The sequence below is a fragment of the Campylobacter ureolyticus genome (assembly GCF_013372225.1).
Classification (GTDB): Bacteria; Campylobacterota; Campylobacteria; order Campylobacterales; family Campylobacteraceae; genus Campylobacter_B; species Campylobacter_B ureolyticus.
Genome location: NZ_CP053832.1, coordinates 791984 through 814760 on the forward strand (window position 1 = coordinate 791984; position 22777 = coordinate 814760).

General features: G+C 27.8%; 27 protein-coding genes. 18 read left to right on the forward strand and 9 right to left on the reverse strand.

Features of this window, described 5'->3' with window-relative positions; all coding sequences use genetic code 11:
• Positions 1–21: 21 nt before the first annotated feature.
• On the forward strand, positions 22–2811 hold the full coding sequence (locus CURT_RS04020; RefSeq protein WP_018712957.1) for a TonB-dependent receptor domain-containing protein: 2790 nt from the start codon (positions 22–24) through the stop codon (positions 2809–2811).
• Between the two features lie 35 nt (positions 2812–2846).
• On the opposite strand, the gene ybeY is transcribed toward CURT_RS04020, so the two are convergent.
• Positions 2847–3248: an rRNA maturation RNase YbeY gene (ybeY, locus tag CURT_RS04025; RefSeq protein ID WP_018712958.1), complete on the reverse strand. Its 402-nt coding sequence runs from the start codon at positions 3246–3248 to the stop codon at positions 2847–2849.
• Positions 3249–3315: 67 nt separating this feature from the next.
• Between ybeY and queC the strand changes: the two genes are divergently transcribed.
• Positions 3316–3981, forward strand: coding sequence for a 7-cyano-7-deazaguanine synthase QueC (gene queC, locus CURT_RS04030; protein WP_018712959.1), 666 nt, complete (start codon positions 3316–3318; stop codon positions 3979–3981).
• Between the two features lie 3 nt (positions 3982–3984).
• On the opposite strand, the gene CURT_RS04035 is transcribed toward queC, so the two are convergent.
• The 4 genes from CURT_RS04035 to CURT_RS04050 all read right to left on the reverse strand — a co-directional run bounded on the left by CURT_RS04035 (position 3985) and on the right by CURT_RS04050 (position 7467).
• On the reverse strand, positions 3985–5820 hold the full coding sequence (locus tag CURT_RS04035) for a primosomal protein N' (protein WP_018712960.1): 1836 nt from the start codon (positions 5818–5820) through the stop codon (positions 3985–3987).
• Positions 5821–6237 carry a type II secretion system protein gene (locus CURT_RS09535; protein WP_018712961.1) on the reverse strand — a complete coding sequence of 139 codons (417 nt, stop codon included), beginning with the start codon at positions 6235–6237 and terminating at the stop codon, positions 5821–5823. It abuts the gene before it with no gap.
• Between the two features lie 57 nt (positions 6238–6294).
• Positions 6295–6744 (reverse strand): type II secretion system protein, encoded by a 450-nt coding sequence (locus CURT_RS04045; protein WP_237721157.1) that lies wholly within the window; start codon positions 6742–6744, stop codon positions 6295–6297.
• 84 nt (positions 6745–6828) lie between these two features.
• On the reverse strand, positions 6829–7467 hold the full coding sequence (locus CURT_RS04050) for a Crp/Fnr family transcriptional regulator (RefSeq protein ID WP_018712963.1): 639 nt from the start codon (positions 7465–7467) through the stop codon (positions 6829–6831).
• A gap of 127 nt (positions 7468–7594) precedes the next feature.
• On the opposite strand from CURT_RS04050, the gene gltX reads away from it, so the two are divergent.
• From gltX to CURT_RS04065, 3 genes are read left to right on the forward strand one after another with little or no spacing between them, the layout of a single operon-like run.
• Positions 7595–8896, forward strand: coding sequence for a glutamate--tRNA ligase (gene gltX / locus CURT_RS04055; protein WP_018712964.1), 1302 nt, complete (start codon positions 7595–7597; stop codon positions 8894–8896).
• Entirely contained in the window at positions 8890–9186 is a 297-nt protein-coding gene (locus tag CURT_RS04060; protein ID WP_018712965.1) for a YggT family protein, read from the forward strand. The genes gltX and CURT_RS04060 overlap by 7 nt, the downstream gene beginning before the upstream one ends.
• Entirely contained in the window at positions 9170–10816 is a 1647-nt protein-coding gene (locus tag CURT_RS04065) for a lytic transglycosylase domain-containing protein (protein WP_018712966.1), read from the forward strand. Before CURT_RS04060 ends, CURT_RS04065 begins: the two co-directional genes overlap by 17 nt.
• Positions 10817–10825: 9 nt before the next feature.
• Here the strand turns inward: CURT_RS04065 and CURT_RS04070 are convergent, their stop codons facing one another.
• Positions 10826–11308, reverse strand: a complete 483-nt coding sequence (locus CURT_RS04070) for a hypothetical protein (RefSeq protein WP_018712967.1) — start codon at positions 11306–11308, stop codon at positions 10826–10828.
• 95 nt (positions 11309–11403) lie between these two features.
• On the opposite strand from CURT_RS04070, the gene mobB reads away from it, so the two are divergent.
• From mobB to CURT_RS04105, 7 genes are all read left to right on the forward strand, one after another.
• Positions 11404–11883, forward strand: a complete 480-nt coding sequence (gene mobB / locus CURT_RS04075; protein WP_018712968.1) for a molybdopterin-guanine dinucleotide biosynthesis protein B — start codon at positions 11404–11406, stop codon at positions 11881–11883.
• Between the two features lie 22 nt (positions 11884–11905).
• Complete coding sequence (locus CURT_RS04080; RefSeq protein ID WP_018712969.1) at positions 11906–12757, forward strand: class 1 fructose-bisphosphatase; 852 nt, start codon at positions 11906–11908, stop codon at positions 12755–12757.
• Complete coding sequence (locus tag CURT_RS04085) at positions 12750–12932, forward strand: hypothetical protein (protein WP_018712970.1); 183 nt, start codon at positions 12750–12752, stop codon at positions 12930–12932. Before CURT_RS04080 ends, CURT_RS04085 begins: the two co-directional genes overlap by 8 nt.
• A gap of 21 nt (positions 12933–12953) precedes the next feature.
• Entirely contained in the window at positions 12954–14840 is a 1887-nt protein-coding gene (gene metG / locus CURT_RS04090; protein ID WP_018712971.1) for a methionine--tRNA ligase, read from the forward strand.
• On the forward strand, positions 14837–15805 hold the full coding sequence (locus CURT_RS04095; protein WP_018712972.1) for a hypothetical protein: 969 nt from the start codon (positions 14837–14839) through the stop codon (positions 15803–15805). The genes metG and CURT_RS04095 overlap by 4 nt, the downstream gene beginning before the upstream one ends.
• A 16-nt stretch (positions 15806–15821) precedes the next feature.
• Positions 15822–16418 (forward strand): DedA family protein, encoded by a 597-nt coding sequence (locus tag CURT_RS04100; RefSeq protein WP_018712973.1) that lies wholly within the window; start codon positions 15822–15824, stop codon positions 16416–16418.
• A gap of 116 nt (positions 16419–16534) precedes the next feature.
• Entirely contained in the window at positions 16535–17344 is an 810-nt protein-coding gene (locus CURT_RS04105; protein WP_018712974.1) for a transporter substrate-binding domain-containing protein, read from the forward strand.
• Positions 17345–17377: 33 nt separating this feature from the next.
• On the opposite strand, the gene CURT_RS04110 is transcribed toward CURT_RS04105, so the two are convergent.
• Positions 17378–18151, reverse strand: a complete 774-nt coding sequence (locus tag CURT_RS04110) for a MetQ/NlpA family ABC transporter substrate-binding protein (RefSeq protein ID WP_018712975.1) — start codon at positions 18149–18151, stop codon at positions 17378–17380.
• A gap of 526 nt (positions 18152–18677) precedes the next feature.
• On the opposite strand from CURT_RS04110, the gene CURT_RS04115 reads away from it, so the two are divergent.
• Together CURT_RS04115 and CURT_RS04120 are read left to right on the forward strand one after the other, a co-directional pair.
• Positions 18678–18896: a hypothetical protein gene (locus CURT_RS04115; RefSeq protein WP_018712976.1), complete on the forward strand. Its 219-nt coding sequence runs from the start codon at positions 18678–18680 to the stop codon at positions 18894–18896.
• Positions 18897–19163, forward strand: a complete 267-nt coding sequence (locus CURT_RS04120; protein WP_018712977.1) for a type II toxin-antitoxin system YafQ family toxin — start codon at positions 18897–18899, stop codon at positions 19161–19163.
• Between the two features lie 21 nt (positions 19164–19184).
• Here the strand turns inward: CURT_RS04120 and CURT_RS04125 are convergent, their stop codons facing one another.
• Positions 19185–19640 (reverse strand): hypothetical protein, encoded by a 456-nt coding sequence (locus CURT_RS04125; RefSeq protein ID WP_018712978.1) that lies wholly within the window; start codon positions 19638–19640, stop codon positions 19185–19187.
• Position 19641: 1 nt separating this feature from the next.
• Positions 19642–19887, reverse strand: coding sequence for a hypothetical protein (locus tag CURT_RS04130; protein WP_018712979.1), 246 nt, complete (start codon positions 19885–19887; stop codon positions 19642–19644).
• Positions 19888–20201: 314 nt separating this feature from the next.
• On the opposite strand from CURT_RS04130, the gene CURT_RS04135 reads away from it, so the two are divergent.
• The 4 genes from CURT_RS04135 to CURT_RS04150 all read left to right on the forward strand — a co-directional run bounded on the left by CURT_RS04135 (position 20202) and on the right by CURT_RS04150 (position 22700).
• Positions 20202–20525 (forward strand): hypothetical protein, encoded by a 324-nt coding sequence (locus CURT_RS04135; RefSeq protein WP_018712980.1) that lies wholly within the window; start codon positions 20202–20204, stop codon positions 20523–20525.
• Between the two features lie 136 nt (positions 20526–20661).
• Entirely contained in the window at positions 20662–20883 is a 222-nt protein-coding gene (locus CURT_RS04140; RefSeq protein ID WP_018712981.1) for a hypothetical protein, read from the forward strand.
• 37 nt (positions 20884–20920) lie between these two features.
• The gene (locus tag CURT_RS04145; protein ID WP_018712982.1) at positions 20921–21226 is read left to right on the forward strand and encodes a hypothetical protein; all 306 of its coding nucleotides are present in this window, start codon (positions 20921–20923) and stop codon (positions 21224–21226) included.
• 433 nt (positions 21227–21659) lie between these two features.
• Positions 21660–22700: a hypothetical protein gene (locus CURT_RS04150; protein WP_018712985.1), complete on the forward strand. Its 1041-nt coding sequence runs from the start codon at positions 21660–21662 to the stop codon at positions 22698–22700.
• Positions 22701–22777 lie beyond the last annotated feature (77 nt).

Consider the following 22777-nt stretch of genomic DNA (forward strand, 5'->3'; position numbering starts at 1 on the left):
TTCAATATTAAAAGGAGAGAGATGAAAAGTTTAACAAGGCTAAGTTTAATAGCTGTTTGTTTTGGTTGTTTAAATGCTGCTGAGACTATAACTTTGGATACTATAGATGTCGAAGATAAAGAACTTAAAGCAGATAAGGAGGTTTATCAAAAGGCTAAGGCAGTAAGCGCTAGGGAAGATATCGCAACTTCTACGCAAAACTTAGATACAATTTTAAGAAGTATTCCAGGAACTTTTACTAATCAAGATAAATCTACAGGAACAATAGCCCCAAATATTCGTGGCTCACAAGGTTTTGGCAGGGTAAATACCATGATCGATGGTGTTACTCAGACATTTTATTCATCAGGAGCTGATGATGGTAGAAGTGGTTCAACTTCACAATTTGGTGCCACGATAGATCCAAGTTTTATAGCAGGAGTTGATGTAGAAAGAGGAACCTTTGGTGGTAAAAGCGGAGTAAATTCTTTAATGGGATCTGCAAATTTCAGAACTCTTGGAGTAAATGACATCATAAAAGGTGATAAAAATTTTGGCTTTTTAGGAAAGTATCAAGTAGGTGATAATGCTTATAAGAGTAATTATATGGGAACTTTTGCCGGAAGAGCGTATTATGATGATGGCTTTTATGTAGGAGCTTTGATTGGACATAGTCATAGAGATATTTCTCAAGATTATAAGGTAGGTGGTGGTATAAAAATAAATGATATTAATAAAATAGAATTTGAAAATCTTCATAAAAAATTTATAGATTATGGTCTTAAATATTTTTATACACCAAGTGCAAAAAAAGGTGATATTGTAGGATATAAAGAGAGTTGGGAAAAAGATCCTTTATGTATGCCTTGGGATGATCCTTGCCCACTAGTTAAAGTGAGAGTTCCTATTCGTGGTGATGGTCCAAAAGATGAATATTTAAAAGACAGAGAAAAGCAGTGGAAAGAAACATCAGAACAATATGACCAAACCCCTTATGATCCAAATAAATTAAAGCAAGAGATAAATAGTTATATAACAAAATTTGAATTTGGAGATGAACGCAATCTTTTAACACTTTCATTTAGAAATTTAGAAAATAAAATTTGGTCAAGAAAAATAGAGGCAAACAACTATCAACTTAATTATAATCTTAATAATGATAAAAATATAGACTTAAATGTTTTGTTTGCTTACAATGAAACTAAACAAAAATACAATGACATGGCACAAATTTCAGGCAAACAACTAATAGCTGATCTTGAGACTAAAAACAAATCAACCACTTTTGATATAAGCAATACTTTTAAAAGTGATTTTAGCGATACTACATTTTTAACTACCACAATAGGCTTAAATAACCTTAAAAACTCATATTCAAAAAATCGTCATCCTTATGAGCTTGTTTGGTTTAATGACTATAGGCAAATTTTAGATGGAAAAGCTGATAATTATCCTAATATGACACCTGAAAAAAGACAAAAATTACTTAAAGAAATGTTAAATGGTGGATTCTTTACAGCTCCAAGCAATATGGGAGCATATGGTGGAGTTTATGACTTTTCAAGCTTAGATACCCCAAGCATTCATGGTTATAGAGCAAATACATTTCAACCTTCAGGAAAACAAGAATTTTTTACCATTTACGCAGACAATAGCTTAGATTTTGGAATTTTTAACTTAAATGTTGGCACAAATTTGGTTAAATACGATTATAATGGTAAATATTTTGATTTAGTTGATAAAAAAGGTGGATATGGAGAATATAATGGTAAGCCAAATGAGATAATGTTTGATGATTATGGTCAAAGAAAAGCTTTTAATTATTCAGCTACATTATCAGCTTTTGTAGATGAGCTTTTTACACCTTTTGTATCTTACTCAAAAAGTTCAAGATTTCCTACTTTGCAAGAGATGTATTTTACGCAACGAACATCAAATGGATTTGCTAATGATTTAGAAAATGAGTATGCAAAAACTTGGCAAATAGGTTTAAATAGTTTTAAAGAAAATTTGATATTTGATAAGGATATATTTGGCTTTAAAGCTCTATATTATCATACAAAAATAGATAATTATATTCATAATGTTTTAATACCTAGATATAGTATTCAAGGATATAATAAGCATTCTAATAAGTCAGATCCAAAATATAAATTATATAATAATGATGATCCATATATTAAGTTTATAAATTATGACAAAGATGTTGTAAAAAAAGGTTTTGAAATGGAAATAAGCTATGATATGGGGTTGTTTTATATAAATTTAGCTTATGCAAGACAAAAAACAAACCAGCCAACTTCAGCATCTGATGCAAGCCCTGCTATATATCCAGCACCTACAAGAAATGATTTTTACTCTTTAGGGCATGGTATAAGCAAAGTTACAATGCTTCCAAAAGATTATGGTAGCTTAGATACTGGTGTTAGACTTATGAATGAAAAACTTACATTAGGAACAAGAGTAAAATATTTTGGAGAAAGCAAAAGAGCCATTTATGAAAGCAATACTTTTGAAAACAAACCTCTTCATAGACCAGAATGTACTGATTCAACAAAATGTGGAAATGAGCAAAAATATATAAGATGGACTGAAGTTATAGAAAAACAACCATTTATATTTGATTTTTATGTAAGTTATGAGCCAATTGAAAATTTAGTTATAAAAGCTGAGGTTCAAAATGCATTTGATAAACAATATATTGATCCACTTGATACTAATAACGATGCAGCTTCCATGAGAAGTTACAGCTTTTTAAATGGTGAAAATAACTCATTAAGCAATTATGCAAAAGGTAGAACTACGGTTTTAAGTTTTGAATATAGATATTAAAATTTAGCTTTGGTTAACAACCAAAGTTTTTAAATCTATGAATTTCTTACAATCAAGCTTTTTGGAAGATTAAATTTATTTATAATTTTTTCTTCCATTTTTCTCATTTCTCCATTATCTATTTCGTGATCATATCCTAAAATATGAAGCAATCCATGTGTAAAAAGTAGGGCGATTTCATCATCTAAGTTGTGTTTAAGCTCCTTTGATTTTTCATCTGCAAGATCTAAATTTATAACAACTGAACCAAGTGGAAAATTTGGTATTTTAGCATAAGGAAAGCTCAAAACATCAGTTGTTTTATCTATGTTTCTTTCCTTTTTATTAAGTTCATGCATTTCACTAGAGTTTAAAAAAATAAGCTCAATCTCAGCATCTGTTAATTCACTAGCTATTAAATCTAAAATTTTAGGATATTTCTCATCGCAACTTATCAAATTAAATCCTTTTTTTAGTTAAATTTGGCTAAGATTATACCAAAATTTATAATATAAAAGGGTGAAAATGAAAAAAGCACTTTGTATAATAAGTGGTGGAATGGATAGCGTAACATCAGCATATATTGCAAAAAACGAAGGCTATGAGATAGTTGCGCTTCATTTTGATTATAATCAAAGGACAATGAATAAAGAAAAAGAGTGTTTTAATAAAATTTGTGATGAGTTAAAGGTTGTAAAAAAAGAGATTTTAAATGTTAGTTTTATTTCTCAAATTGGGGCTAATGCTTTAACTGATAGTAGCTTAGAAATTCCAAAAGATGGGTTAAGTGATGAGGTGCCAATAACTTATGTTCCTTTTAGAAATGGTATATTTTTAAGCATTGCAGCAGCTTTAGCTGAGCGTGAAAAGTGTGAGGCAATATTTATAGGAGTGGTTGAAGAAGATAGTAGTGGATATCCTGATTGTTCCCAAGAGTTTATAAAAAGCATGGAAAAATCGATTAATCTAGGACGAGAAACAGGCATTAAAACAAAAATCTTAACTCCATTAGTTCATTTAAGTAAAGCTCAGATTGTTCAAAAAGCATTTAGTTTAAAAGTTCCTTTACAATATACTTGGAGTTGCTATGAAAGGGAGGATTTGGCGTGTGGAGTTTGTGATAGCTGTAGACTTAGACTAAAAGGTTTTAAAGAAGCAGGTAAAAAAGATCTAATAAAATACGCTAATTAAAGTTTAGCTAAAAAATATCGCATCCATATCAACTTCAACATTTGGAATTTTTTCAAGCACATGAGAAAGCATTACTAAATTTTTGTAAGTGTGTGAGCGAAGCAGTATTTCATATCTAAATTTTGAAGCAATATATTCAATTACGGCTTTTCCGTGTCCAATAACCTCAATATCTTTAAATTTAGGTATGATTTCTAGGCATTTTTGTGTGATTTCATTTGCTATTTTTTCATCTTTATGTGATATTAAAACTCTTAAAATTTTAGTAAAAGGTGGATATAAATCTTCTCTAAACTCAGTTTCATCTTCTAAAAACTCATCATATTTGTCTAAATAACTTTTAAAAAAATCAGCTTGTTTTGTTTGTATTAATACTTTTGCATTGCCTACTCTCCCAGCTCTTCCAGCTATTTGCATACATAAAGCCAAGGTTTTTTCTCTAGCTCTAAAATCAGCATACGCTAATCCTGTATCAATACCCATTATCACAGCTAGTTTTACATTGTGATAATCATGCCCTTTACTAAGCATTTGAGTGCCTACTAAAATATCTATTTTTCTATCATTAAAGTCTTTTAATAAATTTGTAAGTTTTCTTTGCGTTGTTATCTCATCTTTGTCAAATTTAGCGATATTTGCCTCTTTAAAGGCTTTTTGTAAGGCGTTTAAAACTTCACTTGTTCCCATTCTTTTTGCTTCAAATGTATCACCACCACATTTATCACAACTTGCATTTTGATAAGTTGTATAGCCACAATAATGGCAAATCAAAGCATTTTTATCCTTGTGAACGCTCATGCCAACGCTACAAAATGGGCATTTTATTATCTCACCACATTTTTTGCATTGTTTGTATTTAAAATTTGCTCTTGTGGGTAAAAAAACAATTGCTTGGTTTTTATTTTCAAGACAAGCTTTTATCTCTTTTAGAATTTTTGATGAAATCTGAGTTTCATTTTCATCATAAATTACTTCTTTACTACTTTTAAAAAAAGTTCCTTTTAGCCTAAAATAGGGCTGCTTTTTATAAGTTGTAAGTGAAGGCGTAGCTGAGCCAAGCACTACTTTTATATCAAATTTACTAGCTAAAAAAATAGCTAAATCTCTTGCGTTATATCGCGGTTTTGTGGCTGATTTATAACTATCATCATGCTCTTCATCAACAACTATAAGACTTAAATTTGTAAATGGTAAAAAAAGAGCCGACCTAGCTCCTGCAATTAATTTTATCTTTCCATCTTCAAAATCTTTTAATAAATTTTGCTTTTTTTTAGGCGTGATTTTTGAGTGCCAAACACCTACAAAATCACCAAAATACTCTTTTAGTCTTTTTTCCATTTGTGGGGTAAGTGAGATTTCAGGCATTAAAAAAAGCACTTGTTTGCCCAAATTTAGCTCTTTTACTATTAGTGAAATATAAATTTCACTTTTCCCGCTTCCAGTATCGCCAAATACAAGGCTTGTTTTATGCTCTGTTACAAAATTTAAAGCCTTATTTTGAAGTGGGCTTAATGTTGGAGTTTTATCAAAATTATGATTTATAAAATTTGAACTTTTAAATGGAGTAAAAATTTTAAAAACCATACCCAAATTACAAGCATAGTAGTAGCTTATAAACTTAGCTAGAGTTTTTTGAATGTTACTAAATTTTTCATCACAAATACTTAAAATTTCTAAAGTTTGAAATTTTGGCTTTTTGACTTCTTTTAAAATTATAGCTTGTTTTGTATTTTTTGAAAGAGGGGCTAAAACTAAGCTATAAATTTCAAGCTTAGTTTTAGAATGATATGTGAGAGGTCTTAAATTTAGACCTAAAATAAAGACTTCGTAGTAAAACATTTATTCAAAAAGATTACAGTTGTCGCCTTTACAATTAAAGTCTCCTGCATTGTTTCCTGTTGTTACAAGTTCAAACTCAGCACATTTTTTAGCAATGCAAGCCTTTGCAGTTGTTTTATTAAAAGTCCAACCATTTCTTTCATTTCCAGGTTTAATACCACCTTGAACAACGCTTGAAAAATTATTATTAGCAAGATCTGCTACATTTGTTTTCCAATCAGACAGTCTTCCTTCCATCATTGCCTTGCTTTTATCAAGCGCTATACCACTTCTTATAGAAGCTAAATCAGCTCTCATTTTAGCCATCGTAGCATCATCTCTTGTAACCGAAAGTCTTGGTATAGCAACTCCTGCCAAAATTCCCAAAATAACAATAACGAAAACTAGCTCAATCATAGTAAAAGCTTTTTTATTCATATTTTCTCCTTTTTTCATACATATATGAAATTCTAGTAATTATATCAAAAAAACCTGTTAAAGACTAGGTTTTTCACCTAAAAATATTTTGCTTCCACTTTGCAAATATGATTTTACAGCAGGCAATTCAAGTGCTCTTTTGCAGAGCTTTTCATTGTTATTTACTGTTTTTATCTCAAACATTCCAGCTCTTACATTGTTTGCACTATCATCATCGTTATAAGCAATTATTTCAATACAGGACTTTTTTCTTATATTAAGCGTTGCTTTATAATCTTGTTCGTCTTTAACATCTACATAGGTCATATTAGATATTTTTTTATCATAATTTCCCTTAGATGTTTGATAAGCTGCAATATCAGTTATCAAAGTCGATAAATTTTGAGCAAATTTCGCAACTTCTGCATCATCTCTTGTAGCAACCAGTCTTGGCAGTGCAAAAGCAGCTAAGATTCCTAAAATAACAATGATAAAAATTAGCTCTACCATTGTAAAACCTTTTTTCATATTACTTTTTCTCATAAAATGGCTTTCTCCTTTCTTAAAATTTGATATTATTTTATTAAAAAATATCTTTAAAGATAGTTAAATTTAGAATTTAAAATATTTTAAAAGCTCTTTTTTGTTAAAATCTACAACTTTTCCATTTTCATCTGTTTTTAAAAGATCAAGTTTTTTAAATTTTGTAATTATTCTTGAAAATGTTTCAGCAGATATGTTTAAAATTTTAGCTATATTTGAATATTTTAGTGTTTGAAAAGCTTCGAAATTATCGCATATGAAATTTGCAACTTTTCCCTCACTATCCCAAATAATTTCTTTCATTATGACTTTATTCATAGCTTTTATTTTGCCAGAAAATGACTTTAATAAAGCAAATGCAACTTGTGATTTTTTTAAAAACATCTCTTCAAATTTAAAATAATCTATCTTTAAAATCGTGCTATCTTCACTAAAAGATGAGCTTGCTGGATAAGTTATGTTTTCAAAATTTGCTAGCTCAGCTACAAAATTTATAGGTAGTATTTCATGAATAAATATTTCTTTTCCTTTTGGAGAAGTTTTATAAATTTTTAATTTTCCATCTAAAAGTATGCTTAGAAAAAGTGGTTTTTCTCCCTCTAAAAAAAATATTTCACCTTTTTTATAGTGTTTTATAATGCTTATATTTTCTATTTTCTCAAGCTCTTCATCGGATAAATCTTTAAAAATGGGAATTTCTCTTAACATTTTTTCTTCTTTTCTTAAATTAAATTTATAAATATTATATCAAGGTTAAATTAACAAGCTCTTTTAAACTGAAATTTTAAAAATTATTATATAATCTTAGAAAATATTTTTTAAAAAGGAAGAATTTATGTATCGTTTCGCACCATCGCCAACTGGTGATATGCATATAGGAAATTTAAGAGCTGCAATATTTAATTATATTGTTTCCAAACAAAAAAATGAAGGTTATATTTTACGTATTGAAGATACGGATAAAGAGAGAAACATAGATGGAAAAGATGAAGATATAAAAGAAATTTTAACAAAATTTGGTATAAAGTGGGATAAGCTTTATTATCAAAGTAAGAATTTAAAATTTCATAGAGAATTTGCAAATAAACTTTTGATTGATAAAAAAGCATTTTGTTGTTTTTGCAGTGAAGAAGAACTTGCAGCAAAAAAACAAAAAGCTAAAGATGAGGGCGTAGCTTATAGGTATGATGGAACTTGTGAAAAGCTTAGTGATGTTGAAGTTTTAGATATAACAAAACCTTTTGTTATAAGGATGAAAAAGCCATCTCATGCTATGAAATTTACAGATGATATCAAAGGCGAGCTTAGTTTTGAACCAGAAAATATCGATAATTTTGTCATAATGAGAAGAGATAAAACCCCAACTTATAACTTTGCTTGTAGTATTGATGACATGCTTATGGATGTAAGCTATGTAATAAGAGGCGAGGATCATGTAAGTAATACTCCAAAACAGGACTTAATAAGACAAGCGCTTGGATATGATAAAAAAATAGGCTACGCACATCTTCCAATTATTTTAAATCAAGAGGGTAAAAAGATGAGTAAAAGAGAAAAAGACTCATCGGTTAAATTTTTACTTGATAGTGGATATTTACCTGAAGCAATACTTAATTACCTAGTTCTTTTAGGAAATAAAACTCCGTATGAAATTTTTACTTTAGATGATGCAATTAAGTGGTTTGATATAAAAAATATCTCCAAAAGTCCTGCTAAATTTGATATAGAAAAGCTAACTCAAATAAACAGAGAGCATATCAAAATAGCAAATAATAAGCGACTTAGCGAGCTTTTTGAAATGGATATTAAATTTGGTGATTTGATACGATTTTACACTCAAGAAGGAAGTTTAATCCCTGAAATAAAAGAAAAAATTCTTCAAATTTATTCTAAAAAAACTATCCCAGATGAGTATAAAGAAAATGTAAATTTGATAAAAAATGCAATTTCAAAAGTGGAAATTTCTAAAGATTTTAATGAATTTAAACAAAATTTAATGAAATTAACTAATCTTAAAGGAAAGAACTTTTTTATGAGCTTAAGGATACTGCTTACAAATCAAACTCACGGACCAGAACTTAGTGAGCTTTATCCACTTATAAAAGATGATATAAAGGAGATAGTAAGTAAATGTTAATTTTAAAAACTTTTTTGCTAGCACTTGTTAATATTTTGCATATTTTGATTTTTGCCTACACGCTTGTTATCATAGTTGCTGCCGTTATAAGCTTTACAAACCCAGATCCATACAACAAGCTTGTTCAAGTTGTCTTTAGACTAACTGAGCCAGTTTATGAATATATAAGAAAGATTATCCCAACTTCATTTGGGGGGCTTGATTTTGCACCGATGATAGTTTTGTTGGCCCTTACTTTTATAGATAAATTCTTTATAAAATTGGTTGAAATTTATGCCTATAAGATGTAAGTTTATACTACTTTTGTTTTTAAGCTTTACTTTTTTAAACGCAAATGTAAAAAGCTACGATGAAATTAAGAACGAGCCTAAATCTTTAGCAAAAGATTATTATATTTATCGTTATATTACAGAGGGAAATTATAAAAAAGATGAGGTGAAAACTTTAAGTAAGCAAATTTATAGAAATAGAGGAAAACTTAATAAAGAAATTTATAAAATTATCCCAAAGCCAAAACCTTACGATGAGTGTAAAAATTTTTGGGTTAAAAATATAAATGATGCAAACTTAACTTGCAAGCTTAAAAGATCAACTCCAGCTTTTTTAAAAAAATTAAACAAGCAAACATTAAAGTCTTTGGAAAAAGACTTTGCAAATTTCCCATATAAATTAAGACTTTTAAAAGGTATGAGTTCTGAGAATCCAGCTGTTTATTTTGCTAATAATTTAGATATAAAAAATTTTTTTAATTATTATAATTCACTTTCTCAAAACCAAAAAAATAGTGATTTTAACATAGTTTTAAGTAAAGAATTTGCAAACGAGCTAGGCAAAGAAAAAGCTTTTAACTCTTTTATAGCAGATGTTATTATAAATAAAAGATATGCAAATTTAAGAAAGTCTTTTTTAGATGTAAATGCTTCAAAATTTAACTCTTTGGGTGCATTTTACTTAGGGATTAATGCAGTTTTATATGATGATTTAAATAAAGCTTATGAGTTTTTTAAAGTTGCAAACTCAACTTTTAAATCTAGTATTGATAAAGACAAAGCAAATTTATGGGCATATTTAGTAAGTAGCAATGAAGATGATCTTTTAAATACAGCAAAAAGTGATAATATAAATATATATTCTTTGTATGCAAAAGAGCTTGCTGGACTTAATAAAACATTAAATTTAGTTATTCCAAATCCAACTAAAAATGAAGCCCCAAAAGGCTATGATCCAACTGATCCATTTAGCTGGGTAAGACTTAAAAATAAAATTTCTAAAATGGATAAAGCAAGTCTAAAAAATGAAGCCAATAAATTTGACACTAAGCAAACTCTTGGTGAGTATATTTATATCTCAAATATTTTATCAGGCTATAAAGATAACTTTTATCCACTTCCTTTTTTGGATTATTTAAACGGTCAAAATTTGCATAGAAAAGCTATGATTTTATCTCTTGCAAGACAAGAAAGCAGATTCATTCAAAGTGCCATTTCTATTTCTTACGCACTTGGAATGATGCAATTTATGCCTTTTGTAGCAAATGACTGGGCTAAAAAAGGTGGCTTAAAAGACTTTGACCAAGATGATATGTTTAACCCAAAAATGGCTTATGATATGGCAAATGTTCATCTAGACTGGCTTGAAAAACTTGTTTATAGTCCTGTTTTTGTAGCTTATGCTTATAATGGCGGCATTGGTTTTACTAAAAAAGTGCTAACAAGAGGAGATTTATTTAACGCTGGTAAATTTGAGCCATTTTTATCAATGGAATTGGTTTATTATGAGGAAAGCAGAGAATATGCAAAAAGAGTTTTATCAAATTATTTTATCTATTCTCAAATTTTAGAACCTAAGAAAAATATCTCTATTATTGAGCTTTTGAGTGATTTGCTAGTTCCAGCTAAAAGTGACAGCTTCCGAAACTAGGGAAGCTGTTTAGTTATCAAGTTTAATTTGTGGATTCCAATACATTGATTTTGAAACTTTTAGAAATTTCAAATTTGCATTTATCCCACTTTGAGTTTTATAATTTAGTGTTAAATAATCACTATTTTTAACTTTTGAAGTTATTTTATAATGGTTACTCCAAGGAAGATTTATATTTAGTATTTTTAAAAGCTCATCATCTAAATCAAGTTTTGTGATATTTAAGTCAAAATCACTATTTATATTTACTGAATTTAGTAAAATAATCTCTTCTTTTGGGTAAGATGAGAGGATAAAAATTTCTTTATCACTATTTTTTAAAACAGGATTTAAATATGTTGAAACTGCCAAATAGCGTTTTTTACCATTAATGCTTTCAAATTTTTGCGTATAGGCTAAAAGCTCATTTTTCACTGGATCTAAATCACTTTTTTTTTCAGCACAGCCAGTTAAAAAAATAAGTACTAAAATAAATAAATTTAGTTTTTTCATGCAATGCCTTTAATAAATTTTTAGATATTTTATCAAATTTAGCCTTTTTATAGCCTAAAATAGATATAATTAAAAACTTTTTTTAAGGAAAATTAATGAAAAGATTAGGCATTGCATTTTCAGGGCCTTCAAATTCTGGAAAAACAACTTTGATTCTAAAGGTTGCTAAGCGCTTTTTAGAAAGTAATTTAAAAGTAGCTATTGTAAAGCACGATCCAAGTGATAAGGCTAAATTTGATGTCGAGGGAAAAGATAGTTATAAATTTTCAAGTCTTGGTGTGGATGTGGTTGTTACAAGTCCTACAAGAACGACTTATTTTAATAAATCACAAAAAGATTTAAATGATATTATAAAAATGATAGATAATTTTGATATTTTGATAGTTGAGGGTTTGAAAACACTCCCACTTCCTAGAATTTCTATTTTTAGAGATAGTATTGAAGAGAGTTATTTGAAATTTTCAAACGCTATTGCAACAAATAATCTCAAATATAGTGGAGAGTTAAAACATTTTGATATAAATGATGATTTAAATATTTCAAAATGGATTTTAGAAAATGCTAAAAAACTGTAAAATAAACCTATAAAGGAACAATATGGAAATTTTAATAAATTCAATAAAAGAAGCTGTTTTAGAAATCAGTAAAGCTTTAAAATACGCTGATTTATCATATAGCAATCATCAAAATAAAACCGGTGATACTCAGCTAAAATTAGATGTTTTAAGCGATGAAATCATAACAAAAAAATTATCAAAATTAAGCTGTGTTAAAGCTTTAGTTAGTGAAGAAAAAGATGAGGCTTTAAATTTAAATGAAAATGGTGAATTTATCGTAGCTTATGATCCGCTCGATGGATCAAGCTTGGTTGATGTGAATTTTGCTGTTGGAAGTATTTTTGGAATTTATAAAAATGAAATAAAACCTAAAAATTTAATACTTTCACTTTATAGTCTTTATGGTCCAAGACTTGAAATGGTGATTTGTGATAAAACACCTATTTTATATAGACTTGATGAAAATAATGAGTTTAAAAAAGTTAGAGAATTAAAATTAAAAGAAAAAGGAAATCTAAATGCCACAGGTGCTAGTCAATGGGCATGGAGTAAGACTCACGCAAAATTTGTAAAAAGCCTTTTTGATGAAAAATATAGGCTTAGATATAGTGGTGCCATGGTTGCTGATTTACATCAAATTTTATTAAAAGGTGGTGGTCTTTTTAGCTATCCTGCGACAAGTGATCATATAAATGGCAAATTAAGAGTTGTTTTTGAAGTGCTTCCTTTTGCTAAAATTTATGAAAGTGCGGGTGGAAAAACAAGTGATGGATTTTCAAAGTCTCTTTTTGAAATAAAGATAGATAAAATTCATCAAACAACACCTTGTTTTTTTGGATCATCTTATGAGATAGAAAAAATGCACACATTTTATGGAAAAAATAATGAATAACTACGAAGAAATTCAACAAGAAATGCTTAAAAAAGTGCAAACTTGCCAAAAAGATCATGATTTAAAAACTTGTTTTGATTGTGATAAATTGTTAGATTGCAAGCTTAGAGATGAATATGTAAAAGCTACATATGAGTATTTAAGCGAAGGCAAGCAGGGCGATTTTGATTTTTAAAATTTAAGATTAAGGACAACAATGAAAAGATTTATAACAACACCAATTTATTATGTAAATGATATTCCACATATTGGACATGCTTATACGACAATTATAGCTGATACAATTGCTAGATTTTATAGATTAAAAGGCGATGAAGTATTTTTTATGACTGGGACTGATGAACATGGTCAAAAGATAGAAGAAGCAGCTAAAAAAAGAGGTTTTAAACCACAAGAATACGCCGATGAAGTTAGCATGAAATTTAAAAATCTTTGGGATGATTTTGAAATAAGTTATGATAAATATTTTAGAACTACTGATAAAGATCACATTAAAACTGTTCAAAGTGCGTTTTCAAAAATGCTTGAAAAAGGTGATATTTATAAAGGCAAATATGAAGGGCATTACTGCGTAAGTTGTGAGAGTTTTTTTCCTGAAAATCAGCTTGTTGATGGTGAGTGCTGTCCAGATTGTGGGAAGCAAACTAGTATTTTAGAAGAAGAAAGTTATTTTTTCAAGCTCTCAAAATACGAAGATAAGCTTTTAAAATGGTATGAACAAGACTGCATTTTGCCAAAATATAGAAAAAACGAAGTTATAAATTTCGTAAAAAGTGGCTTAAAAGATCTTTCCATTACAAGAACAAGTTTTGATTGGGGTATTAAATTACCTGCAAATTTAAATGAAGCAAAACATGTTATTTATGTTTGGCTTGATGCGCTTTTGATATATCCATCAGCTCTTGGATATTTAAGAGATGAGAAAAATATGGATTTTTGGCAAAACACTTTGCATTTGGTTGGTAAAGATATTTTAAGATTTCATGCGATTTATTGGCCTGCTTTTTTAATGAGTCTTGATATGCCTTTGACAAAAACTATCGCAGCTCACGGCTGGTGGACAAGAGATGGTAAAAAAATGAGCAAATCTCTTGGAAATGTAATAAACCCAAAAGAAGTAGCAGATGCATACGGGCTAGAGCAATTTAGATATTTTTTACTTAGAGAGGTTCCTTTTGGACAAGATGGCGATTTTTCTCAAAAGGCATTAATTACAAGAATAAATAGTGAGCTTTGTAATGATTTAGGAAATTTATTAAATAGAATTATTGGAATGAGTAAGAAATATTCAAATTTTATTATTGATAGTAGCGATGTTTTAAAGTATTTTAAAGATGAAATTAATGAAAGTGAAATCTATATAAAAAATGCTTTAAAAGAAATTAGCGAAATTTCAACAAGTAGATATTTAGATGAAATTTGGAAAATTTTAAATTTAGCAAATTTAAGTATTGCAAAATATGAGCCATGGAATCTAATAAAAAATGGTGAAGATAAAAAAGCTTTTGCTTTAGTTTCAATGGTTGCAAATTTGCTTGCAAGAGCAACTATTTTACTAAGTCCAGTTATGCCAAAAACAGCTTTAAAAATTGCTTCAAATTTAAATTTTGAAATTTCAACAAAAACATATAATGAAGTAATTAATGAAAATAAGCTTTTGGATTTTAAAGCAAGTGAGTGTGAGCCGTTATTTACTAAGATTGAAGAGCCTTTGATGCAAACTCCTGTTGGTGTTGAGACAAAAGAAGATAAGACGATAAACTTAATAACTCTTGATGATTTTAAAAATATAGTTATAAAAGTTGGTGAAGTTTTAGAGTGCGAAAACATAGAGGGTAGTGATAAGTTATTAAAATTTAAGATTGATTTAGGAGAAGAAAATCCTCGTCAAATAATTTCAGGCATAGCTAAATACTATAATCCTAAAGATTTAATAGGAAAACAAGTTTGTGTTTTGGCAAATTTAAAGCCTGCTAAAATTTTTAAACATCTAAGTGAGGGTATGATTTTAAGTGCCGAAGATGGTAAATTAACTTTGCTTTCAACTCTTGCCAAGGTTAAAAATGGAGCAATAGTTGGATGAGAATAGAAAATCTTGTAAGGTTAATAAATGCAAAGTTAGTTACAAAACCACAAATTTCAAGTGTTGATAACTTTGCTATAAGCCTTAAAGATGTGAGTTTGGGAAGTGCATTTTTAAGCAATGATGAAAAAGAAATTAATGAGGCGATAGAAAATGGTGCTTATGCTGTTATTTTCGATAAAAAGTGTGAAGTTAAAAATAGTGAAATCGCATATATAAAAGTTGATAACTTAGACAAAGCAAAACTTAGAATAGCACAGTTTTTTGCTGTCTCAAACTCCGTTAAAAATCTATTTTTAAGACCAGCTGAAAAAGAGATTTTAAAAAATTCAACTCTTAGTAGAAATGCAAAATTTTTAAGTAAAAATTTAGATGAAGTTTTTATTAATTTTATAAATTCAAAAAAAGGCGATGTTTTTTTATATGATGATTTGGAATTTTTAAAAGAAATTTCACCTATTTATGAGACTTTGAATTTAAAAAACGATGCTAAAATTTTAATCGATGGGTCTTTATTTTTTCTAAATTTTGAATATAAGGATAGAATTTTTAATTTAAATTTGCCACAAATTTTTTTGCCTGAAGCTTACTCTATTTTGAATTTTATGGATAAAAATAATGTTTTTATCAAATTTAAAGATTTAAGAAATATTGGGCATTTTGAAAGTATTTTTGTTGATAAATTTTATAATATAAAAGCTTTTGGGGAAAGCTATAGAGCTTTTATAGTTGAGAATGATATCAAGCTTTTTTTAAGAGAAGTTAAGTTTTTAAAAGATAAATTTGGTAAAGAGATAATTTCAATGTCACCAAAAAAACTAAATTTAAAAAGTGACATTGAATATGACAGCTTAGAAGAGATAAAAACAAGTTATGATTTTAAGTATGCAGTTGTTTTGGCAAATAAACAAGATGTCGTGGATATGCTAAATAGCAAGAAAAAAGAGCTATCGCTTTTTGATTAAAAAACAAGGGTAAAATTTGAGTGAAATAATCACATTTATAGTAAATTTGGTTGAAAGTTGGGGATATTTAGGTATATTTTGTATGATGTTTTTAGAAAGCTCATTTTTCCCATTTCCAAGTGAAGTTGCGATGATACCAGCTGGATATCTTGTTTTTCAAGGCAAGATGAATATTTTTTTAGCTTTTTTTGCTGGAACATTTGGATCACTTATGGGCGCTATTTTTAATTACTATTTATGCTATTTTTTTGGTAGAAGTTTAATTGAAAAATATGGCAAATATGTGGGTATTGATGATGAAAAAATGCAAAAATTTGAAAGTTTTTTTAAACGCCATGGCGAAATTTCAACTTTTAATTGTCGCTTAATTCCAGGAATTAGGCAATATATAAGTCTTCCAGCAGGCTTAGCAAGGATGAATATTTTTAGATTTTCTTTATTTACAACTTTGGGTGCTGGAATTTGGGTAGCTATTTTGCTTGGGCTTGGATATTTTTTAGGCCAAAATGAAACTATTTTAAAAGAAAAACTTCATATCATAACAATTCTACTTCTATTTTTTGTAATTTTAACTTTTATTATATATTTTTATTTTTATAAAAAACAAAAATAATAAATTTATTTTATGAATAGCATTTATAAACTATATAAATAAATATTTGAAAAATAAAGCTTTTATTAAGATATTTTAAATATAATGGTTACTAATTTTTCTAAAGGAGAAAAAAAATGATAAAAAAAGTTTTATTATTTACTACTATTTTTTTAAGTAGCTTATTTTCAAATTCTTTATCTGAAATAAAAGATAAAGGTGTTTTAAGAGTTGGTGTGTTTACAGAACAGCCCCCATTTGGTCAGTTAGTTGATGGTGCCTTTACAGGTTTTGAAGTTGATTTTGCTAATGCTATAGCCCAAAACCTTTTTAAAGATAGAGGTGGTAAAGTTGAATTTGTTGCTACAAGAGCCGATCAAAGACTTGATTTTGTAGAAAAAAACAAAGTCGATCTCTTACTTGCTACTTTTACAATTACTGATGATAGGTCAAAAAAAATAGATTTTTCTTTACCTTATTTTTCAGTTAATATTGGTGTTTTAAGCAAAAAAGGGGATGGTATTAAAAAAGAATCTGATCTTAGAGGTAAAAAAGTTTTAGTTGAGAGCGGAACGACAGCTCAAGCTTATTTTAATTTAAAAGGTTATAATACTGTAAGTTGCCCTAACTCCAATGAGTGCTATAAGATGCTAAAAAATGGTGTAGGTGATGCTTATGCAAACGATAACTTGATAGTTTTAGCTTATCCAGTTGTAGATAGAAGCATGGAAGTAAATATTAAAAACTTAGGTGCGTCTGATTTCTTAGGTGTTGGTGTTGCAAAAGGAAATAAAGAGTTATTAAATTTTGTTAATGATACTTTGGTTAAATTAAGCAAAGATGGTTTCTTTAGAAAAATATTTAAAGATACAATAGATCCATTTTACAAAGGAACTGCTGAACAAAAATACTTCTTATTAGAAGATATCTATAAAATCTTTGGTTAGAATATAAAGACGGATTTTCCGTCTTTATATTAATTAAAATGCTGGTAAAATTGCCCCGTTATATTTCTTTTCAATAAAATCTTTCACTGTTTGACTTGTAATGACTTCATCTAAAGCTTTTATTTTTTCACTATTTTCATTGCCTTTTTTTACAGCTATGATATTTGCATAAGGGCTATCTTTGCTTTCTAGTTGTAAAGCGTCTTTTAAAGGGTTAAATCCTGCATTCAAAGCAAAATTAGTATTAATAACAGCAATATCAACATCATCTAAAGTTCTTGGAACGCTTGCTGCATCAATTTCAATAAAGTTTAAATTTTTAGGATTTTTTGTTATATCAAGCGGAGTTTTAAGTTCTACTTTACTATCAAGTTCTATAAGGCCAGCATCAGCTAAAACATCCAAGGCTCTACTTTCATTTGTTGGATCATTTGGAATGGAGACTTTGGCTTTATCTTTAAGCTCATTTAGATTTTTTATTTTTTTACTATAAATACCCATTGGTTCCAAGTGAACAGCTACTGTTTTTACTAAATTTGTACCTTTGTTTTTATTGAATTCTTCAAGGTATGGAATGTGTTGGAAGAAATTTGCATCAATTTCACCATCATTTGTAGCTAAATTTGGAATGACATAATCATTAAATTCTTTTATCTCAAGATCAAATCCAGATTTTTTAAGTTCAGGTTTTATGGCTTCTAGAATTTCAGCATGCGGAACAGGTGTAGCGCCAACTATAATTTTCTCAGCAAATAAAGATGTAGCTAAGCTTACAGCCACCAAAGAACTAATTAAACTTTTTTTCATATTTTCTCCTTAGTTTTAAAATATCTTAAGATAATACAATAATTTTTATAAATATAAATATAATAAAGTAAAATCTATATTGTCGGGTTTAAGTTTGCTTAAAAGTCACAAAGCTAAAAAAAGATTTTTAAAATCAGACATTAAAATAGCAACTATTGTTATATATATTTTATAAATTATTTAAGCTTACCATTAGAGCAGGTTAGTTTTACCTTAGGTCATACAAATATAAGAACAATTTAAGATATACAACAACTGATAAAAAATTCTAAAAAAACAATCAAAAGTTTAATAAATTTAGTATAAACTTAAACAAATATAATAGTAGTTAAAATCTAAATATTAAGAATAATTTAAGTATGCTTTAAAATATCTGTAAAATGGTGATTTGGTTGCAGAGGAAGGACTTGAACCTCCGACCTTCGGGTTATAAGGAATTCGTGCTATAAAAATCATCTTTCAAATACAGTTTTATAGTGCTTTAAGTCTAAATTTGCTACTATTTTTGAAATTTAAAGGAGCTACAATGACTTATGATGTGAAGTTATCAAATATTGATAGTAACTTTTTAGAAGTTTTAAAATCACTTATTAAAATTTATCCAAATTCAAATATTGATATTAAAAATAGTGATTATACATTTGATGATTTAAATGATGAAACTAAAAAATCGATTTTAGATGATAAAAATGTTTCTAAATCTTTTAATTCTATTGATGAACTTATGAAAGATTTAAGAAGTTAAATGTTTGAAATAAGATATAAAAATCTTTTTAAAAAGGACTATAAAAGACTTTTAAAACAAGGTTTTGATGATAGATTGCTAATTGAAACTTTAAACTATTTAGCTTTTGGCAAAGAACTTCCACGTAAATATAAAAATCACCCACTAAAAGGTATTTATACTGGTTATTTTGATTGTCATATTAAGCCTGATGTTGTGTTGATATATAGTTTTGATGAAACCACTTTATATTTACATAGAATTGGCTCTCATTCTGATCTATTTTAAAAAATAGGCACATTTAAAAATTTAGTAATTTTCTATTTTTATGATTTTTTTCATATTGTTTAAAATTTTACCTTCTGTTTTGCAAAATTTTATCTTTGATGAATTGTTTAAAATCCCATCAAAACACTTATTGCCGGCATAATTTGTTAGTTTTATTTCATCTCCCCTATAAGTTGAAAAGCTTTTTTTATGATAAATTACTATGTATTCATTTTCAAATTTCCAGTATAATTTTCTATTTTCTCCGTCTAAATATACAAAATCATCACTTTTTTTAAACTCCAAATCCCAGTTTTGACCAATAGTCATTATAAAATGAGTGTAATTTGTACTTTTTAAATTCCATTTTCCATAAATATTTAAATCATTAATATATTCTTTTGTTTTATTATTTTCTTTAAAATTTAGTGTAATTGTTTCAGCGTTTAAATTCAAATATAAAAACAAATTTATAATAATTAAATTTAAAATTTTCATTTTATTCCTTGTTTTCAATTTTTCTTTTTAAAATTCTTGTATTAATTTCTGAAATATAAAAATCTTGTTCTAAATTTTCTAATTGTCTAAATAATTTTAACAATACTTGTTCTTTTTTGTCTAAATTATTATCGTTATTTTCTTTAAAATCCATAACTATTTTATAAAGATTTGGTTTATCTTTTTTCCAGTTATACAGTGTAGGAGTTGTTATATTTAGATAACTGCATAATTCTCTTATTGTCAAAATTATTATCCTTTTATTGACAATGTCTAAAATATTTGTTATAATTTTGTCTAAATAATTTAAACATTGATACTTTTTGTTTTAGTTATTTTATAAATGTCTAGAATATTTTAGCTTTTATAAGCTTAAATATCAAACTTTAACTTTTACCACTCCGCCATAAAGTAAAGATATGTAAGGAGAGATAACAGGAAAAGCTATTACTCATCTTAATTGATGACAACCTAAGCAAGTTATAAAACTGTTCTGGGGTGGCTGTAGCTCCGCCCCTTAAATTTTTAACTACATATTTATTTTTTTAAAGGAGCTACACTATGTACACTTATTTAATCGGATATTGCGACGAGGTTCGCCCACTAACAAGAGTTGATAAAAAGTCTGGTGAAACAATTAGCACAATTGACGTAACTATTACTTTTGAAAGTAGAGACCAAGACGGCTATTTAATAAAATCAACTGAAACTATTTCTTTTGACGCAAATTTGAAGCCAAAATTTGACGCTGTTAAGGGTAAGTATGTTGCTATTCCATACCGTTTTTTAAATACCAGATCGGGTGCTTATATGTTCCCTGATGATAGTTTGGATTTTCAAGTATTTGTTAAAAATCCTTTTATTTCAAAAGAAGTAACTAAATAGAAATTCGCGGGGGCTTATGCCTTAATGTGAGTTGCAAACCCTCTACCGCAAATAAATTTTAAAAAGCTTATTATTTTTTCTTTATTGGTAAGCTTTTTAGAGTTTAAAAACTCAATTTCTCAAAAAGGGGTGTGAAATGAAAAAGACTAAATCATTTCTACAATCTACAAAGGCTAAAGTTGCAGCAACTGGTGCTGCCTTATTAACAGCAAGTCTTTTAACAGCTGCCGATGCTCCTGTTATTCCAACTGAACCATTAAAAGCAGATTATGCAATGTTTGATTATGTTTTCGCTGGAATTATTGGCGTTTGCTTCATTTTTATGGTTGCTGGTAGAGTTAAAAGATTTATCTTTTAGTTTAAGGGAGCTTTTTTGCTCCCTTAAAGGCTATATTATGAAAGAAAACGCTATTTATATACCAGATTTAAATATTTGTATAAAAGATTTTTACGTTAAAAATGGAAAAGTTTACTTTATTGGTTTTGGTAATAATACCTCTGTTTCTAGTGTTTCATTACAAAATATTTACTCAAATTATATATACGAATCAAATAATAATATCTGCTATATAAATAAAAATAATTATATTCCAAATTTAGGTATTTATGACTATCAATTTAATTTTTTAATGGATTTAACTGCTATATTAATAGCTTTTTCTTTTTTAATAGGTTTAGTAATCGTAGGAGCTACAAGATGATTTATGATGTTTTAAATAATGATGTATTTAACTATTTTATGAGTGTTTTTGCTTTATTTTTTGTTCCTATTTTTATGTATATAGTAGTTCTTTCGTTTGTTAAGTAAATGTTTTAGTTTTAAAAATAAAGTTCATTTTTTTGGGTTTTCGTATACTGAATTTATCCAAGTTATAAATGCTTAATTTAGAAAACTCTATAAAAAAATGAACCGAACAAGAAAAGCGATAGCTCACCTTACTTCGTCGCTTTTCGTAGTTCTTAAAAAAATATGAAAGGCTGAAAAATGATTTTACTTTTGATGATTTTAATTATTTTAAAAATAGTTTTAATTTGTCTTTTGATAAATCTCATTTTGTTTTTAAAAAATAAAGATATTAGGTCTTGTTTTTCAAATTTTCATATTTTAAAAGAATTTAAAGAGAAGTTTTACAAATGAAACCTATATTTAAATTTATATCTATATTTTTCATATTATTAAATTTTAATCTTTTTGCAGATTGCACAAGGTTTTCAAATGTTGGTCTTAAAGAAGAAATTTTAAAAGTTGATTATCCAGAATTATATAAAAAATATAATTTATCAGGTAAAGATTTTATCTTTATTAAAGATAATGAATGGTTTAAGGCTACTTATTATTTCTCTAGTCAAGGATTTGATGGTAGTGATACTCATCTTTGTGGTGAAAATGATAGATCTTTTGATGAGGATTCTTTTTATATATCAGGTTCATCAATGTATTATATTGTTTCTTTTTTAGGAAATTTAGATTCTGGCGGAAAACCTAACCCTAGATACAATGCTTATTCTTATGAATTTTATAAGATTGAATCTATTTCTAATCCTTGTCAAGAAAATGAAGTTTATAACCCTGAAAATAAAAAGTGTGAATCTTGCCCTGAGGGTTTTTTTCTTGATCCATATTCTAAAACTTGTGAAAGTAAGCAAGAACGTCCTAAATGGTGCCCCGAACCTATGATTTATAAAGAAAGGCAAGGAAATTGGAAAACCGAGGGTCATAGAACAATTAAAGAATGCTTACCAGATCCTAATATTAATGAAGATGAATGTAAACAAAGGGGTATGAAATATCACGGACCTTGTGCTGATTTATACGGTGTTGAGTTAAATGCTTGTTTGAAATATCCAACTGGGTGTTATGCTAATGAAACATCTAAACATTTTGGAGCACAAGAGCAATTAGATAACGACTTGTTTTCTTGGAGTGGTTTTATGTTTCCACTTCCTATTGACGCTATAAAAAATGGCTGGAATTCTTTATCTAATTTTATGAAAAGTCTTTTTAAATCTCCAAATCCTAAAACTCCAAATCCAAATTTATTAGAGTATCGCCCTCAAATAGTTGATATGAAAGCTACAAAAAATGGACCTGAGCCGATTTTTGATTTAAGAGCTGTTAAAAACAATGATATTTTTACAAATCATATTTTTAAAATACTGGTAAAACTGATATAAATAAAATTAAAGATATTCCTACATCAGTTGATAAAACCCCTCAAAAAAATATAGATATTTCGCCAAATTTAAAGAAA

Coding starts and splice junctions, on each gene's coding strand:
- CURT_RS04020 (WP_018712957.1), top strand. CDS start 22: ATGAAAAGTTTAACAAGGCTAAGTTTAATAGCTGTTTGTTTTGGTTGT.
- queC (WP_018712959.1), top strand. CDS start 3,316: ATGAAAAAAGCACTTTGTATAATAAGTGGTGGAATGGATAGCGTAACA.
- CURT_RS04035 (WP_018712960.1), bottom strand. CDS start 5,820: ATGTTTTACTACGAAGTCTTTATTTTAGGTCTAAATTTAAGACCTCTC.
- CURT_RS09535 (WP_018712961.1), bottom strand. CDS start 6,237: ATGAATAAAAAAGCTTTTACTATGATTGAGCTAGTTTTCGTTATTGTT.
- CURT_RS04045 (WP_237721157.1), bottom strand. CDS start 6,744: ATGAAAAAAGGTTTTACAATGGTAGAGCTAATTTTTATCATTGTTATT.
- CURT_RS04050 (WP_018712963.1), bottom strand. CDS start 7,467: ATGTTAAGAGAAATTCCCATTTTTAAAGATTTATCCGATGAAGAGCTT.
- gltX (WP_018712964.1), top strand. CDS start 7,595: ATGTATCGTTTCGCACCATCGCCAACTGGTGATATGCATATAGGAAAT.
- CURT_RS04060 (WP_018712965.1), top strand. CDS start 8,890: ATGTTAATTTTAAAAACTTTTTTGCTAGCACTTGTTAATATTTTGCAT.
- CURT_RS04065 (WP_018712966.1), top strand. CDS start 9,170: ATGCCTATAAGATGTAAGTTTATACTACTTTTGTTTTTAAGCTTTACT.
- CURT_RS04070 (WP_018712967.1), bottom strand. CDS start 11,308: ATGAAAAAACTAAATTTATTTATTTTAGTACTTATTTTTTTAACTGGC.
- mobB (WP_018712968.1), top strand. CDS start 11,404: ATGAAAAGATTAGGCATTGCATTTTCAGGGCCTTCAAATTCTGGAAAA.
- CURT_RS04080 (WP_018712969.1), top strand. CDS start 11,906: ATGGAAATTTTAATAAATTCAATAAAAGAAGCTGTTTTAGAAATCAGT.
- CURT_RS04085 (WP_018712970.1), top strand. CDS start 12,750: ATGAATAACTACGAAGAAATTCAACAAGAAATGCTTAAAAAAGTGCAA.
- metG (WP_018712971.1), top strand. CDS start 12,954: ATGAAAAGATTTATAACAACACCAATTTATTATGTAAATGATATTCCA.
- CURT_RS04095 (WP_018712972.1), top strand. CDS start 14,837: ATGAGAATAGAAAATCTTGTAAGGTTAATAAATGCAAAGTTAGTTACA.
- CURT_RS04105 (WP_018712974.1), top strand. CDS start 16,535: ATGATAAAAAAAGTTTTATTATTTACTACTATTTTTTTAAGTAGCTTA.
- CURT_RS04110 (WP_018712975.1), bottom strand. CDS start 18,151: ATGAAAAAAAGTTTAATTAGTTCTTTGGTGGCTGTAAGCTTAGCTACA.
- CURT_RS04115 (WP_018712976.1), top strand. CDS start 18,678: ATGACTTATGATGTGAAGTTATCAAATATTGATAGTAACTTTTTAGAA.
- CURT_RS04120 (WP_018712977.1), top strand. CDS start 18,897: ATGTTTGAAATAAGATATAAAAATCTTTTTAAAAAGGACTATAAAAGA.
- CURT_RS04125 (WP_018712978.1), bottom strand. CDS start 19,640: ATGAAAATTTTAAATTTAATTATTATAAATTTGTTTTTATATTTGAAT.
- CURT_RS04135 (WP_018712980.1), top strand. CDS start 20,202: ATGTACACTTATTTAATCGGATATTGCGACGAGGTTCGCCCACTAACA.
- CURT_RS04140 (WP_018712981.1), top strand. CDS start 20,662: ATGAAAAAGACTAAATCATTTCTACAATCTACAAAGGCTAAAGTTGCA.
- CURT_RS04145 (WP_018712982.1), top strand. CDS start 20,921: ATGAAAGAAAACGCTATTTATATACCAGATTTAAATATTTGTATAAAA.
- CURT_RS04150 (WP_018712985.1), top strand. CDS start 21,660: ATGAAACCTATATTTAAATTTATATCTATATTTTTCATATTATTAAAT.